Origin of the sequence: uncultured Merdimmobilis sp., from assembly GCF_902471145.1 — a bacterium.
GTDB classification, from domain to species: Bacteria; Bacillota; Clostridia; order Oscillospirales; family Ruminococcaceae; genus Merdimmobilis; species Merdimmobilis hominis.
The window spans coordinates 1-14,399 of record NZ_CABRJC010000010.1; the positions used below are offsets into that span (position 1 = coordinate 1).

Sequence of the window (14,399 nt, forward strand, 5' to 3'; positions counted from 1 at the left end):
GCGGGTTTAGCTCATCTGGTAGAGCGCCACCTTGCCAAGGTGGAGGTAGCGAGTTCGAGCCTCGTAACCCGCTCCAACAAAAGGCTGGAAAAAAACCAGCCTTTTTTTCTTATCTCTTGGTTGTTTCCTCCGTTGTTTTAAAACGGTTGGAAAGCAAAAAGCTCTTTGGGGCAGCGGAGCGAGTTTGAGCCTTGTAACCCACTCCAAAGAGAAAAGTAGCGGTTTATAGGAATATAAAATTCCCTTCTTTCATATAGTGTTGATGTGATCCGCCACAGTACGGCGCCATAGCCAAGCGGTAAGGCAGAGGTCTGCAAAACCTTTATTCACCAGTTCGATTCTGATTGGCGCCTCCACCATGTAAGGCCAGTGATCCGCTTGCCAGCGGGTCACTGGCCTTTTTGTATGTCAAAAACAAGGAGTATCGTATGACAAAATACAGTGAACTCGCCTTGTCGGCGGAAATACAGCAGGCTGTGGAAAAAATGGGTTTCACCCAACTGACCGAAGTGCAGGAAAAGGCGATCCCCGTTCTGTTGGAGGGCAAAGAAGTCATTGCCAAAGCCCCCACCGGCACCGGCAAAACTTGTGCCTTTGGCATCCCCATTATCGAAATGCTGAGCCCGGAATCCAAACAGGAACCCCAGGCGTTGATCCTTTGCCCCACCCGGGAGCTCTGCCTCCAGATCCGGGATGTGATGCGGGATCTCACCGCCTTTCTTCCCCATATTCGCACTGTGGCGGTCTATGGAGGACAGCCTATCGCCGGCCAGATTGAGGCGCTGAAAAAATCGCCTCAGATTGTGGTTGCAACCCCCGGCCGCCTGCTGGATCATCTGAAGCGGAAAACCATCCAGCTTACCGGGGTCACTACTGCCATCCTGGATGAGGCGGATGAAATGCTGGACATGGGCTTCTTCAAGGAAGTCCGGCGTATTTTAGATGCCCTCCCCAAGGGGAAGCGACTTTCCATGTTTTCTGCCACCATCTCCCGGGAGGTGATGGACATCGGCTGGCTGTACCAGCGGGATCCAGTGGAGATCACTGTCCAGCCTGTGGAGGACAGCCGCCCTCAGATCACCCAATACAGCCTGCAGACCAACACCGGCCGCCAAAAGATTGAAGATTTGTGCCAGATCATCGCCCGCAATGGTTACCACAAGGTGTTGGTGTTCTGCAACACCAAATACGCTACTTCCAGCCTCTGTGACCAGCTGAACATCCGCAGGGTGCCGGCCATCTGCTTGAGCGGAGAACTCCAGCAGAGCGCCCGCAATAAGATCATGGCTCAATTCCGGGAACAAAAGGACTGTGTTCTCATCGCAACCGATGTGGCTGCCCGCGGCATCGACGTAGAAGATGTGGACGCTGTGGTCAACTATGACGTTCCCCAGAGCAACGAATACTACCTGCACCGCATCGGCCGCACTGGCCGTGCAAAAAAATCCGGCACCGCCTACATCTTCTATATGGAGGATGAAAAAAAGCGGCTGGATAATATCATCCACTTTACCCGGTCGGACATTCAGCCCATGATCCGGGAGTGGTAACGGCAACCGGCCTTTCGTGTAAGGCCGGTTTTTAATTTCACACTTTACTTGACAAAAGTGCCTGCAAGAGGTATGATAGGGAACAGAAAACGACCGTATCCATCTGGGAATCGCCATACAACGATACATGAGGAGGAACTGCAATGAACTATTTTCTCAATCGGGCCAAGGAACTGGAACAGGAATTGATTGCCATGCGCCGCGAGCTCCACAGCTATGCGGAATTGGGCTTTGACCTGCCCAAGACGAACGCCTTCGTCACTGAAAAGCTGCGCTCCTACGGCTACGAGCCCAAAACTGTGGGCAAAGCCGGTGTCACCTGCACCGTGGGCAAGGGGGGAAAAGTCCTCCTGCTGCGGGCAGATATGGACGCCCTGCCCATGCCCGAGGAATCCGGGATGCCTTATGCCGCCCAGAATGGCCACTGTCACTCCTGCGGCCACGACTGTCATACCGCCATGCTTTTGATCGCCGCTAAAATGCTCAAAGAGAAGGAAGGGGAGCTCAAAGGCACGGTGAAATTTATGTTCCAGCCGGCGGAAGAACTGCTGGCCGGGGCCGCCGCCATGGTGGAGGACGGCATCTTGGAGAATCCCAAGGTGGATGTGGCCTTGGGCCTGCACATTTCGGTTGGCATGGATGACACCCGCAGCGGCATCATCCGCTACATCCCCGGGGTGGCCAACAACTCCGGCGATGCCATCCGCATCTCCATTCAGGGCCATGGAGTCCATGGCTCTAAGGCCTATTTGGGCGTGGACGCCATCAATATCGCCGCCCACACCATCATCGCCCTCCAGGAGATCCTGGCGCTGGAAATTCCCAGTACCCAGCCGGCTGTGGTGCTGGTAGGCAAAATGGAGGGCGGTTCCAGCTGCAACAGTGTGGCAGATACCGCTTCCCTGGAGATCTCGGTCCGTACCAATTCGGTGGAGACCCGCAACTTTCTGAAGAAACGAATCAAAGAGATTGCCGAATCGGTGGCATCTACCTACCGCGGAACTGCCACTGTGGAGCATATGTACGGTATGCCGCCTCTGGTCAATGACCCGGACTTCGCACGGGAAATGGGCCGCTACGCAGCAGAAATGCTCCCCCAAGGAGATGTAGAGGAGATTGGGCCCAGTGGCGGTGGGGAGGACTTTGCTGTGGTGGCCGAGAAGGTCCCCGGAGCCATGATTTACTTGGGTGTAGGCAGTACCGCAGAAGGTTACTGCCATCCCGGCCACGATCCCAAGATGAAGGTCAATGAGGAAGCCCTTTATGTGGGAAGTGCCACCTATGCCCAGTGCGCTGTCCGGTATCTGGAAGAAAATTGCTAGGCTTTCCAGCAGCGTGCCCTCTGGCAAATCTTCCATTGAAAAAAGCGGAGGAAACTGGTATAATACTAACGTGTCAGCCAAAGGAAACCCTATGGATGGCTGAACCGTGAAAATCCATTACTGGAGGAGCAACACCATGGAATTAAATAAAAAAAGACTGCTTGATACCCTGTGCGAAATGATCCGCATTGACAGCGTCTCCCTGCATGAAAAGGAGATGGCCGACTGGATCGAAACATATTTTAAAAACCGTGGCTTTGACGTTTACCGAGATGAAGCCGGCAAAAACTTTGGCAGCAACGGCGGCAACCTGCTGATCCATGTGCCTGGCACCATGGAGGGCGAAGCCCTGTGCTTCAACGCCCATATCGACACTGTATCCCCCGGCAACGGCATTGAGCCGGTTGTAGACGGGGAGTTCCTGGTCAGCAAAGGGGACACTATCCTGGCCGCTGATGACAAATCCGGTATTGCCGCTATCCTGGAGGCTTATGAGTATATCCGGGAGAACAACATCCCTCACCGGGAGATGTACTTCCTCTTCACCATCTGCGAAGAGCAGAATATGATGGGCTCCAAAAACTTCGATGTCTCCAAGCTGCCCTGCAAGAACATGGTTTCCATTGATGGTGCAGGCAAGCCCGGCGTTATCGTCACTGCGGCCCCTGCCAAAGACGGCATTGTCGCCACCTTTAAGGGCAAAAAAGCCCACGCTGGCATCGAGCCGGAAAAAGGCATCAACGCCATCACCATGGCTTCCAAGGCCATCGCTAAGATGACTTTGGGCCGCATCGATGCGGAGACCACTGCCAACATCGGCCGCATCGAAGGCGGCGGGCAGACCAATGTGGTCACCGATGAGGTGTTCTTTACTGCGGAGGTGCGCTCCCACAGCATGGAGAAGCTGAAAAACCAGGTGGAGTCGATGAAAAAAGCCTGTGAAGAGGCTGCCGCCGAGATGGGCGGCCAGGTGGATTTTGCCGTCAGCCATGATTGCCCCTGCTTTGTGCTGAGCCAGGAATCCTTTGCTTTTAAGGCTTGTATGGCCGCCTATGAAAAAGAGGGCATCCCCACCTCCACCCTTATCGGCGGGGGCGGCGGCGACTGCAACATCTTCGCCGGTTCCGGTATCACCTGCGCCTGCATCGCCAGCGGTATGTACGACGTCCATTCCTCCAATGAGCGCCTGAACTTGGAGGAGTTCTATACCACCACCCGGGTGGTCTACACCATGATGACTGAAAAATTCTAACAGTATCCATCCCTATTGGAGCAGCCGGGCCTTCGGGCTCGGCTGTTTTCCAAAGCGGATATGGAGGTATGCTTTTGAACCGGAAAAAATCACTGTTCTCTCAAGGGTTAGGGCTGTTTGGAGTGAGCTTGTTCGGGGTGTTTTTCGCCGCCATTATCGTCTTTTCACTGGGCCTCCTCTGGCAGGGAAGAACCAGCCAGATGGTTGTCCAGACAGCGGCGCTCCTCTCCTTCTGCATGGTGGTATATCACAGCGCATGGGCTATGGGGGAGGAGGAGGGCCGCCTTTCCCGGCTGGAAAAACGGCCGGTCCGGAGCCATCGCGGGGTGCCGGTGGGCCTTGTTGCCGCTGTCCCGTATTTTGCCTCTGGGCTGATCCTGATCCTCTCTAAGGCGGGAGCCATCCCCGATGTGGCCTTCCTCTATAAACTCTTTACCCCCCAGCACGTCTTTTTTATCAACTGGGTGATGCCCTCCGGCTACGCTGCCAACGCCTCTTGGGGTGCTGTCGCCCTGGTGATTGGGTTTCACCTATGCCTGCCTGTCACTGCCTGGCTGGGGTATCTGCTGGGCACCAAAGAAATCCTCCTCCTTTACCGGCTGGTGTTCCGCAGTCCAAAAAGGTAGCATAATCCCCGCCCGGCGGCGCATACCTTCGTGGTGGGAGTGATGGCATTGAAGAAAAAATATTGGTTGGCTGTCCTTGTGCTGTGTGTGGTCACATTTGCCGCAGCAGGGGGTATGGTCTTTCGGATTCACAGAACCTGCCCGGTGATGCTCACTGCGGGGAACCGGCCCCGGATCATTATCGACGCCGGGCACGGCGGGATGGACGGCGGCGCGGTTGGGTACAACAACATTGTGGAGAAAGACATCAACTTGGCCATTGCTGAAGATCTGCGGGACTTGTTTGTGATCAGCGGGTTTGACGTGGTGATGACCCGGGACAGCGACTGTTCTATCCACGACGACGGGATCACCGGGGTGAAGAACCAAAAGACCTCGGATATGCGCAACCGCCTAAAAATTATGGAGCAAAATAGGGATGCCATCTTTTTGAGCATTCACCAAAACAAATTCACCGACCCCAAGTATAGCGGCGCCCAGATGTTTTACAGCCCTAATCTCCCGGAAAGTGAGGAACTGGCCGCTATCATGCAGCGCCATTTCCGGGAGATGCTCCAACCGGAGAACACCCGGGAGCACAAACGGTCCGGCCGGGAACTGTTCCTCCTCTACAAGGCCCAAACCCCGGCGGTATTGGTGGAGTGCGGCTTCCTCTCCAATCCCCAGGAGGCCACCAATTTGATTGATCCGGAATACCAGGAAAAGGTGGCCTTTGTCATCTATTCTTCGGTGATGGAATTCCTGTACTCGGTATAAGACAAAGGATGTGGAAAATTTGGCAGCCAAAATCAAAACAAACTATGTGTGCTCTGCTTGTGGGTACGAAGCCCCCAAATGGTACGGCAAATGCCCGGAGTGCGGCGCTTGGAATACTTTTGAGGAACAGGTGAAATCGGTTCCCCTCAGCAGCAAAATGCCCCCGAAGGAGCATGTGAAGTCTGCGGTGGTTTCCCAGCTCCACGAGATTTCATCCGATGAGCGGCAGCGGTACAAAACCGGCTTAAAGGAGTTGGACCGGGTGCTGGGCGGTGGCGTTTTCCCCGGGTCGGTGATCCTGCTCAGCGGCGACCCTGGCATCGGCAAATCCACCATCCTGCTGCAGATTTGCCAGTTTCTATGTCAAAACCTAAAAATCCTATATGTATCCGGCGAGGAGAGCGCCCGCCAGGTCAAGCTGCGGGCTGTGCGGCTGGGGGTGGACAGCGACAACCTGTACATCTCCTCCATCACCGACATCGCCCAGGTGGTGCAGACCATTGAGCAGCTTTCCCCCGACCTGGTGATGGTGGATTCCATCCAAACCATGAACCTCTCCACTATCCAGTCCTCTTCGGGCAGTGTGACCCAGGTGCGGGAATGCACCCAGCAGTTGATTTATGTGGCCAAGGCCAATGACATCCCCATATTTGTAGTCGGCCACGTCAATAAGGACGGCGCTATCGCCGGTCCCAAAGTGTTGGAGCACATGGTGGACTCTGTCCTCTATTTCGAAGGGGAGCGCAACCTTTCCTACCGGATTTTGCGGGCGGTGAAGAACCGCTACGGCTCCACCAACGAGATCGGTGTCTTTGAAATGACTGAAAGCGGCCTGGAAGAGGTACAGAACCCCTCTATGATGTTGCTCTCCGGCCGGCCGACCAACGTCTCCGGTACCTGCGTCGCCTGTGTCATCGAGGGGAGCCGTCCTATTATGGCAGAGGTTCAGGCCCTGGTGACCAAAACCGCATTCGGCAACCCCCGCCGGACTTCCACCGGGTTTGATTTCAACCGCACAGCGTTGATTTTGGCGGTACTGGAAAAGCGGGGCGGCTACTTCTTTGGCAACCTGGACGCTTACATCAACGTGGTGGGTGGTCTGCGGCTGGACGAGCCCGCGGCAGATCTGCCGGTGGCCTTGGCCCTTGTCTCCAACCTGACCGACCGGGTCATTGCGGAAGATGTAGTCGCCTTTGGCGAAGTGGGCTTGGCTGGGGAGATTCGGGCCGTCAGCCGGGTGCAATCCCGGGTCAACGAGGCTTACCGGCTGGGGTTCCACAAGATCATTCTGCCCCGTGCGTCGATGAAGCAGCTGAAAACCGACGACCTGCCGACGGATTTAGAGCTAATCGGGGTCAGCAGCCTCGCCCAAGCCTGTGCGGCCCTCAAAGGATGACCGGTCGTCCTCCACCCGGGAAAAATAAGCGCATTCCTCATCCGCACTGGTACCCAGCGGGGTGATTTGATCCAAACTGCAATAGCCGTCCCGTTGGTGGCGGCAGTGTTTTGCGCACGGAATCCAACTCATTCTACTCACCTCATAGTGGTTAGTGTGCGGCTGGATTCCGCAATTATTCCAAGGAAATCCTACAGTATATTCCCCCCCATGCGAGAGAGAATAACAAAAGTGACAAGCTTTGGTTATTTACTTTGGTATGGGGGTTTTTTTGATGCGGATGAAGTTGTTTCTCACCCTGTTTACCGTGGGGGTGATCCTGTTGGCGGGGTGTTTGCCCCAGCTTTTTTTGTCCTCCCTTTGCTCGGTGCAGTACATTCGCCCAGTAGAACAGCCTTACAGCAGGCGCTTGAGCTGTGAAGGGGTAGTGCGGGCTCAGAAGTCAGCGGAAGTCTACCTGGACACTCCGGTGATCCCCATGGAAGTCCCTGTCTCAGTGGGGGATTGGGTTGGGGAGGGGGATTCTCTGGCGGTGATCGATGTCTCCCTCACCCAGACTGTGCTTGCCCACAGCGGTGCTGTGGCGGTGGAGAAAGAAGCAAAAAGCGGCCTTTCCCAGCAGTTGGAAGATTTATATGCCTTGGCGGAAAGTTATCAGATCGGCCGGGATCAGGTGGATGCCCTCGCCCAGGGCTACACCTCTGGCTACCAGCAGTCCCCCTCGGTTGAGGTAGGCTATATCCCCAGCGCCATTGCGTCCCCTATCCAAGGGATTGTGGCCAAGGTCAACCTTCAAGAGAATATCCTTTCCGGGAAAGGGCAGATGGCATTTTCCGTTGTGGACCCCAGCGGATACCAGGTGGTAATCTCCATCCCCCAGTCCCAGGCGGATGATGTCTACGAGGGCTGCCAGGCAGTCATCCGCTGCAATGGACAGACCAAAGAATACAACGGGACCTTGACCAAACTCTATCCCACGGCGGAGAACAGCGGGGCAGGGGAGGCGACCGTCACAGCAGAAGTCCTCATTGAAGATGGGGACTCCTCCCTGCGGGATGGGTACGCCGCCAAAGTGGACCTTCTTTTGGAGGAGGAGCGCCAGGTGGTGATGGCCCCCTTTGAATCGGTGCGCCAAGACCGGGAAAATATTGAGTATGTTTATGTGTTTGAAGGGGGGAAAGCCATCCGGCGGGATATTGAAACCGGGGTGGAGACAGCGGAGGGTGTGGAAGTCCTTGCGGGGCTAGCTCCCGGGGAAATTGTCCTCTTTGACCCGGATGAGCCGGCGGTCTCCCACAACTTTGTCTATTTAAGGGGGGAAGCAAATGCTGATGCTGATTGATAGCGTGCGCTGCGGCCTGCGCAACCTGGGGAGGAAGCGCTTCCGCAGCGTACTGACCATCCTGGGGATCTCCATCGGAGTGGCGTCGGTGGTTTTAACTGCATCCATTGGGGAAATTGGCCGCTCCCAGATCAACATGGAGATTGAAAAGATGGGGGTCGGCTCTATCTTAATCAGTGTGGACGGGATGCGCCATCCCTCCGCCGCCTTGCGGGAAGAGGATCTTCCCAGATTGCAAGAGCTCCCCTCGGTGGAGAGCACCCTCCCAGTGCTGATGAAATACACCGATGTCTACATGCGGGGCCTGGTCTCCAAATGTGTGGCCTGGGGCGTAGGGGATGGGGCAGAGGAAACCGTCTCCATGGTGCCCATCTACGGCCGGCTGTTTGATCAAGCGGATATGGACAAGCAGAACAAAGTCTGTATTGTAGACCAAAACTTAGCTGAAGCCTTTTACCACCGTTCCAATATTGTGGGGAAAACCATCGAGGTACAATACGACAACAAAACCGAATCCTATGAGATTGTAGGGGTCGTGGAGTCCGGAGGGAACCTGATGCAAAACATGTTGGGGGAGTATGTGCCATCCTTCCTATACCTTCCATATACCACTATGCAAAGCGCGTCTGGCCAGGACCACTTTGACCGAATCGCTGTCCGGGCGGCGGAAGGGGAAGACCCGGATCGGGTGGGGGAGGAGATTATCACCCAGCTCTGCCAGACATCCGGCCGATCCGAAAGCATGTGCACTGTGGAGAACATGGCAAAACAGAAGGAAGGGCTCAACCGGATTATGGATTTGGTCACCTTAGTTCTCTCCGCAATTGCGGCGATTTCCCTGGTGGTAGCGGGCCTTGGCATCATGACGATGATGCTGACCTCAGTCAATGAGCGCACCAAAGAAATCGGGATCAAAAAATCCATCGGCGCCAGCGAAGGGATCATCCTGCTGGAATTCCTCATCGAGGCGTTTACCTTGTCTCTGGTGGGAAGCATAATCGGGGCCGGTGTAGGCCTTGGCATTGTGCTCATCTGCTGTGCCATTGGGGGGATTCCTATGGCAATCAATTGGACCCTAACCTGGGCGGTCATTGGTTTTACAGTGCTGCTTGGGGTTCTATTCGGCGTATACCCAGCGGCAATTGCCGCAAAGCTTCGGCCGGTGGATGCCCTGCGGTTTGAATAGAGAATGAAAGGATGGGATGTATCCCATCCTTTTGTGTATATCCAGAGCGAACTCCAACGACGACCCACCAGAAATATCTGCCCGTTTTATTGGAGAGAATGGACTTGCGGAAAGAGGCTGCCTGTGGTAAAATAAAGGGGCGGACAACTTCGCAAAATAAAGATTTAACGAAATTAAGGGGAGCGCAATTTTCGATGTGATTCTAAAACTTAAACTTAGCGGTCTGGGATTACCATAAGGCTTTAGGCGGTGTTGGAATTATCAATCATTTCACTCCTTATCATAGAAATTGGATGATACCCAATCATCTTTTCAGGTAAGTTCCATGTACGCTGTATCGTCGCCAATCTGATCGCATCGGATGCAAACATCATCGTCAGCTGACTTTTAGGAATCATGGAGGGTTTCACATGTCCATTCAAGAATATCAAGATGCACCGGATTTTCTGCGGGATTTTTTATTTTATCTATTAACCATCAAAGGGCGGTCGCCCAAAACCGTAGAAGCTTATTACATAGACCTGCGGATGTTCTTCCGGTTTTTGCTGCAATACAAGCATATGGCCCCGGCCGATCAACCGATCCATGAAATTTCAATTGATTCCATTTCATTAGATTTTGTTAAAAATATAACATTATCAGATGCTTATGCCTTTTTAAATTACACCCTGACCGAGGCCGATAACAACGCCAAAACAAGGGCGCGCAAAGTTTCCAGCCTGCGCTCTTTTTTCCGGTATATGACCGCCAAATCCCACCTGTTGGAAAAAAATCCTGTGCAGGAGCTGGAAGTTCCTTCTGTAAAGAAATCCCTTCCCCGGTATCTAACCTTAGAGGAAAGCCTGGAGCTCCTCAGCAGTGTGGAGGTGAAAGATTTTGAATCCGCTCGGGATTACTGTATGATCACCCTGTTTCTAAACTGTGGGATGCGTCTTTCTGAACTGGTGGGCATCAACCTCTCCGACATGAAAGAAGAAACACTAACCATCACCGGCAAAGGCAACAAAGAACGGGTGGTTTATCTCAACGACGCCTGCCGGGCCGCGATTAAAACCTACCTGGCTGTTCGGCCAGTGGATGGGGTGAAAGACAAGGACGCACTGTTCCTCTCCAGCCGGAAAAGCCGGATCTCTGGCCGGCGGGTGGAGCAGATTGTGGAGAAAGCCTTACAGTCGGCCGGGCTCTCCGCCAAAGGGTATTCCCCTCATAAGCTGCGGCACACAGCGGCGACGCTGATGTATCAGCACGGTGGAGTCGATATCCGGGCACTGAAAGAGGTCTTGGGGCATGAAAACATCGCCACTACTGAGATCTACACCCATGTATCCAGCGCACAGGTGGAAAATGCCATCAAGAGCTCTCCCCTTTCCCAGGTGAAAAAAGACACAAAAAAAGCGCCACAAGGCGCTTAGTGGGAAGAATCCCGGAAGATGGAATCTTCCCTTTTTTGTTGGGAAGCATAGGGCAGGATCAGGAATTTTTCCACAATGGGATAGCTGTTGAAGGACGCCACTAGGGAGAGAAATGCCGGCAAGATGGTCACCACAAAAAATGCCGAGTAAGGGTAAAAGTACAGGCAGGCCAACAGCAGATTCCCCACAAGGAACAGAGTAATCAGGTTGGTTCGCAGTGCCACTAACGACAAAATAAAGGCGTTTTTCAAGATATCCCAGAGGGGCAAATCGAGGGTCACAATCATCAAAGGTGCATAAAAATTCACAATAATGAGGACCCCGATCACTGCCCAACAAAGGTATAACGGGATTTGAAATAGCGGGTTATGTGCTGTGTACGGAAGGCATAGGGTAATCACCACCCCGACTATGCCAAGCGAGCCGCAGAAAAAGAGCCCATAGATAAACCCCTGTTTCCAGTTTTTGCGAAACGTTCCCCAATAATCCGAGACCAAAAATAGTGGCTTGCCGATGGCAAAATTGCGGGTGACATAGGCCATAGCACAAAGGGCCGGCCCAATGGTCACCACTGGAATACAGCTGAGTAAAAAGAGAAGATTCAAACCAATCAACTTCCAAAATTTGTGAAAGAAAACCTCGATAAAGACAAAAAAACGCCTTTTTTCCAGAGGTTCCCTAGGGGAGGACAAAGAATTCCCCAAGAGACCATCTCCTTCCTGATTTTAAAACATCCCCTGACATTATAGTGCAAAATAACTAGAAAACATTTGAAATAGCAGGCTTTCTAAGGCGGAAGTACCAGCTAAACAAGCTGTAAAGATAATATACTTTACACAGTAATCTCCCACAGAAGTACCTTCGCTAGGCATTTGTAGGGGATTGATCACCTGAAAAAACATGCAGCTGAGCCCCAAAGACTCCTTACAACAGAACAGGAGAACCAAGGTTGAAAGAATAGTCCCCGGCAGCAGCAGAACAATCAGATACCCCATGGCAGAACTGCCGTAAATGCTTAGCATCGTGGAGGCGGACAGCCCAAATCCCAACCCTTTAAAGAAGGGTACCAGAGCAATCAGCGGCTGAGAGATGGCACAAAACCCGCAGAAAAACAAGAGTGCCGCCGGCCAAAAAGAAGAAAAAAATGTGCTCAAAAATGTTTGGCGCATCTCCTGCCCTTCCCGTCGGGAGACAAACCCGTTGAGGAGGATCAGCAGTTGATCCAAGGTTTCCCCCTGGAAACTGCCAATAAAGGATGTCCCAATCCAGACACCAAAAATGAATAAAAATCCAAACAATAAAATCAACCAATTCTCCCGGATAAAAAATAGGAAATACCGCTTGTAATAGCCAGCCTTGCGCCGTTTCCCATCCAGGCCAAAACTGCGTGTCCGATTCATTTCGCATCCCACCTCACTGTTTTTATCCAATCCTATGCGGGTGAGATGAAAAATAGACTAGCCTTTGCAAAAAGCGGACGCCCCAAAAGGCGTCCGCTTTTCCAATTATCCCTTGAAAGCCTTGTAGGTTTTATTTGCGCCGACTGCGGGTATTGACGCCCAAAATTCCACCCACCCCACCGCACAGCGGAATGACTGCCAGGCGGATCAGGCCGGCGGTACCAAAGCCTTCCCCACCCACGCCAAAGAAGGCGAGGACACAGAAGAGGACCGCTCCACAGCAGATGCCCAAGAGGAGTCCCTTCTCCCGGACGATCTTGGCGGAGCAAAAACCGCCGCAAAATGCGCCCAGAGCTACGGCAAAGACCGCCAGCGGTTCCACCAGCGATTGGGGCAGGTCTTTGATGGACATGGCCAGGGCCAGGGCCATCAAAATCACCGCACAGACGGCGGCACCAACGCCGCAGCCGACCAATAAAGGCCGCACAAATTTCAAATAGCCGACCGGCTCATTTTTCGGTTTGTTTTTCGCTCGTTTCAACCCAACCCCTCCTTTATTCCAGTTACAGGATATTCAAAGGGGTCACGCTTTATTCTGCGGCACAGCCTATTTTGCGCTGTTGTTTTGTTGGACAGCCCAACGGGTGATGCGGATCTTGCTGCGGTCGCTGCCGGTCTCGATGACGATGGTCTCATCTTTGATATTGACCACCCGGCCGATGATGCCGCCGATGGTGACAATCTCATCCCCGACCTCCAGTTTGGAACGCATCAGCTGAATCTCTTTCTCCTTCTTTTTCTGGGGACGGATCATGAAGAAGTACAGGATGGCGAACATGGCGGCAATCATCGCGAACTGGGTGAACATCGCCATGGAAGCATTGGTCGGGGTTTGCAGCATAATTTGTGTCATGGTTGTTTTGCACCTCCAAAAAATATACAAATAATATTATACAATGCGGGGCGGAAGATTGCAACGCTGTTTACAAAATTAAGGAATTGCTCACAACTCCCCTGCTAGATGCGCTTACTCAAAATAGGAAGCCAATGGGCACGGAAATCCCCATAACAGCCCTCGTCCAAGGCGGCGCGGATCTTCTCCATCAAGGTGTTGTAGAAATACAGGTTATGCATCACCGCCAAGCGCATCCCCAGCATCTCGTTTGCTTTGATTAGATGGCGGATATAAGCCCGGCTGTGGTTCCGGCAGACCGGGCAGTCACACTGGAGATCCAGAGGCCGGTCATCCAGTTCATATTTGGCGTTGTGGATGTTGATGATTCCATCCCAGGTAAAGAGGTGGCCGTGGCGGGCATTGCGGCTGGGCATAACACAGTCGAACAGATCCACTCCTCGCCACACCCCCTCAATGATGTTGGCCGGTGTGCCAACCCCCATCAAATACCGGGGCTTGTCTTTGGGCATGTAAGGTTCTATCACCTCGATGATGTGGTACATCTCTTCCGCTGTCTCGCCAACTGCCAGCCCTCCAATGGCGTAGCCATCCAGGTCCAACTTGGCGATCTCCTGCATGTGCCAGATCCGCAGGTCATCAAAGGTGGAACCCTGGTTGATGCCAAAGAGCATCTGATTGCGGTTGATGGTATCCGGCAAACTGTTAAGCCGCTCCATTTCCGCTTTGCAGCGGACTAGCCAGCGGACGGTGCGCTCAATGGAGCGCTTGGTGTACTCCCGGGTGGAGGGATTTTCGATGCACTCGTCAAAGGCCATGGCGATGGTGGAGCCCAGGTTGGACTGGATGCGCATGCTCTCCTCCGGTCCCATGAAGATCTTTTTTCCGTCCACGTGGGATTGGAAATACACCCCTTCTTCCTTAATCGTGCGCAGTTTTGCCAGGGAAAAAACCTGGAACCCACCGCTGTCGGTGAGGATGGGGCGCTGCCAGCCCATGAATTTGTGCAGGCCGCCCAACTGCCGGATTTTGTCATCCCCCGGCCGGATGTGGAGGTGATAGGTATTGCACAGCTCCACTTGGCATTTCAGGTCAACTAGGTCGTAGGAGGAGATACCTCCCTTGATGGCAGCAGCGGTGCCCACATTCATAAACGCTGGGGTTTGTACCGTTCCGTGGACGGTGGTAAACTCCCCGCGGCGGGCGGCGCCCTCTTGTTTCAGAAGTTGATACATAATGGAAAT

The 14,399-nt window shown here is 53.5% G+C and carries 15 protein-coding genes and 2 tRNA genes; 11 read left to right on the plus strand and 6 right to left on the minus strand.

The window, feature by feature from the left end:
• The 8 genes from RDQ42_RS06170 to radA all read left to right on the plus strand — a co-directional run bounded on the left by RDQ42_RS06170 (position 1) and on the right by radA (position 6,902).
• Positions 1 to 76: transfer RNA gene (locus tag RDQ42_RS06170), tRNA-Gly, on the plus strand.
• Positions 77 to 281: 205 nt separating this feature from the next.
• Positions 282 to 356: transfer RNA gene (locus RDQ42_RS06175), tRNA-Cys, on the plus strand.
• 72 nt (positions 357 to 428) lie between these two features.
• A complete protein-coding gene (locus tag RDQ42_RS06180) occupies positions 429 to 1,550 on the plus strand; it encodes a DEAD/DEAH box helicase (RefSeq protein ID WP_152916815.1) in 1,122 nt (373 codons plus the stop codon).
• 143 nt (positions 1,551 to 1,693) lie between these two features.
• On the plus strand, positions 1,694 to 2,872 hold the full coding sequence (locus RDQ42_RS06185) for a M20 family metallopeptidase (protein WP_231358377.1): 1,179 nt from the start codon (positions 1,694 to 1,696) through the stop codon (positions 2,870 to 2,872).
• A gap of 136 nt (positions 2,873 to 3,008) precedes the next feature.
• Positions 3,009 to 4,124 (plus strand): M20/M25/M40 family metallo-hydrolase, encoded by a 1,116-nt coding sequence (locus RDQ42_RS06190; RefSeq protein WP_308588448.1) that lies wholly within the window; start codon positions 3,009 to 3,011, stop codon positions 4,122 to 4,124.
• 74 nt (positions 4,125 to 4,198) lie between these two features.
• Entirely contained in the window at positions 4,199 to 4,750 is a 552-nt protein-coding gene (locus RDQ42_RS06195) for a hypothetical protein (protein ID WP_071427076.1), read from the plus strand.
• A gap of 42 nt (positions 4,751 to 4,792) precedes the next feature.
• Complete coding sequence (locus RDQ42_RS06200; protein WP_231358378.1) at positions 4,793 to 5,506, plus strand: N-acetylmuramoyl-L-alanine amidase; 714 nt, start codon at positions 4,793 to 4,795, stop codon at positions 5,504 to 5,506.
• Between the two features lie 19 nt (positions 5,507 to 5,525).
• The gene (gene radA / locus RDQ42_RS06205) at positions 5,526 to 6,902 is read left to right on the plus strand and encodes a DNA repair protein RadA (RefSeq protein ID WP_054331218.1); all 1,377 of its coding nucleotides are present in this window, start codon (positions 5,526 to 5,528) and stop codon (positions 6,900 to 6,902) included.
• Here radA and RDQ42_RS06210 read toward each other — a convergent pair.
• The gene (locus RDQ42_RS06210) at positions 6,852 to 7,034 is read right to left on the minus strand and encodes a hypothetical protein (protein WP_143117109.1); all 183 of its coding nucleotides are present in this window, start codon (positions 7,032 to 7,034) and stop codon (positions 6,852 to 6,854) included. The genes radA and RDQ42_RS06210 overlap by 51 nt on opposite strands.
• 142 nt (positions 7,035 to 7,176) lie before the next feature.
• Between RDQ42_RS06210 and RDQ42_RS06215 the strand changes: the two genes are divergently transcribed.
• From RDQ42_RS06215 to RDQ42_RS06225, 3 genes are all read left to right on the plus strand, one after another.
• Positions 7,177 to 8,244: an efflux RND transporter periplasmic adaptor subunit gene (locus RDQ42_RS06215; RefSeq protein WP_308588449.1), complete on the plus strand. Its 1,068-nt coding sequence runs from the start codon at positions 7,177 to 7,179 to the stop codon at positions 8,242 to 8,244.
• On the plus strand, positions 8,228 to 9,430 hold the full coding sequence (locus tag RDQ42_RS06220) for an ABC transporter permease (protein ID WP_054331215.1): 1,203 nt from the start codon (positions 8,228 to 8,230) through the stop codon (positions 9,428 to 9,430). Before RDQ42_RS06215 ends, RDQ42_RS06220 begins: the two co-directional genes overlap by 17 nt.
• A 410-nt stretch (positions 9,431 to 9,840) precedes the next feature.
• A complete protein-coding gene (locus RDQ42_RS06225; RefSeq protein WP_071427079.1) occupies positions 9,841 to 10,842 on the plus strand; it encodes a tyrosine recombinase XerC in 1,002 nt (333 codons plus the stop codon).
• Here RDQ42_RS06225 and RDQ42_RS06230 read toward each other — a convergent pair.
• From RDQ42_RS06230 to tgt, 5 genes are all read right to left on the minus strand, one after another.
• On the minus strand, positions 10,839 to 11,546 hold the full coding sequence (locus tag RDQ42_RS06230; RefSeq protein ID WP_054331214.1) for a YesL family protein: 708 nt from the start codon (positions 11,544 to 11,546) through the stop codon (positions 10,839 to 10,841). The two genes, RDQ42_RS06225 and RDQ42_RS06230, sit on opposite strands and share 4 nt — an antisense overlap.
• A 39-nt stretch (positions 11,547 to 11,585) precedes the next feature.
• Positions 11,586 to 12,242, minus strand: a complete 657-nt coding sequence (locus RDQ42_RS06235) for a hypothetical protein (RefSeq protein WP_071427080.1) — start codon at positions 12,240 to 12,242, stop codon at positions 11,586 to 11,588.
• 130 nt (positions 12,243 to 12,372) lie between these two features.
• Positions 12,373 to 12,783: a TIGR04086 family membrane protein gene (locus RDQ42_RS06240; RefSeq protein ID WP_054331212.1), complete on the minus strand. Its 411-nt coding sequence runs from the start codon at positions 12,781 to 12,783 to the stop codon at positions 12,373 to 12,375.
• 66 nt (positions 12,784 to 12,849) lie between these two features.
• The gene (gene yajC, locus RDQ42_RS06245) at positions 12,850 to 13,155 is read right to left on the minus strand and encodes a preprotein translocase subunit YajC (RefSeq protein WP_082398536.1); all 306 of its coding nucleotides are present in this window, start codon (positions 13,153 to 13,155) and stop codon (positions 12,850 to 12,852) included.
• A 104-nt stretch (positions 13,156 to 13,259) separates the two neighbouring features.
• Complete coding sequence (gene tgt, locus RDQ42_RS06250) at positions 13,260 to 14,390, minus strand: tRNA guanosine(34) transglycosylase Tgt (protein ID WP_054331211.1); 1,131 nt, start codon at positions 14,388 to 14,390, stop codon at positions 13,260 to 13,262.
• Between the last annotated feature and the right edge of the window lie 9 nt (positions 14,391 to 14,399).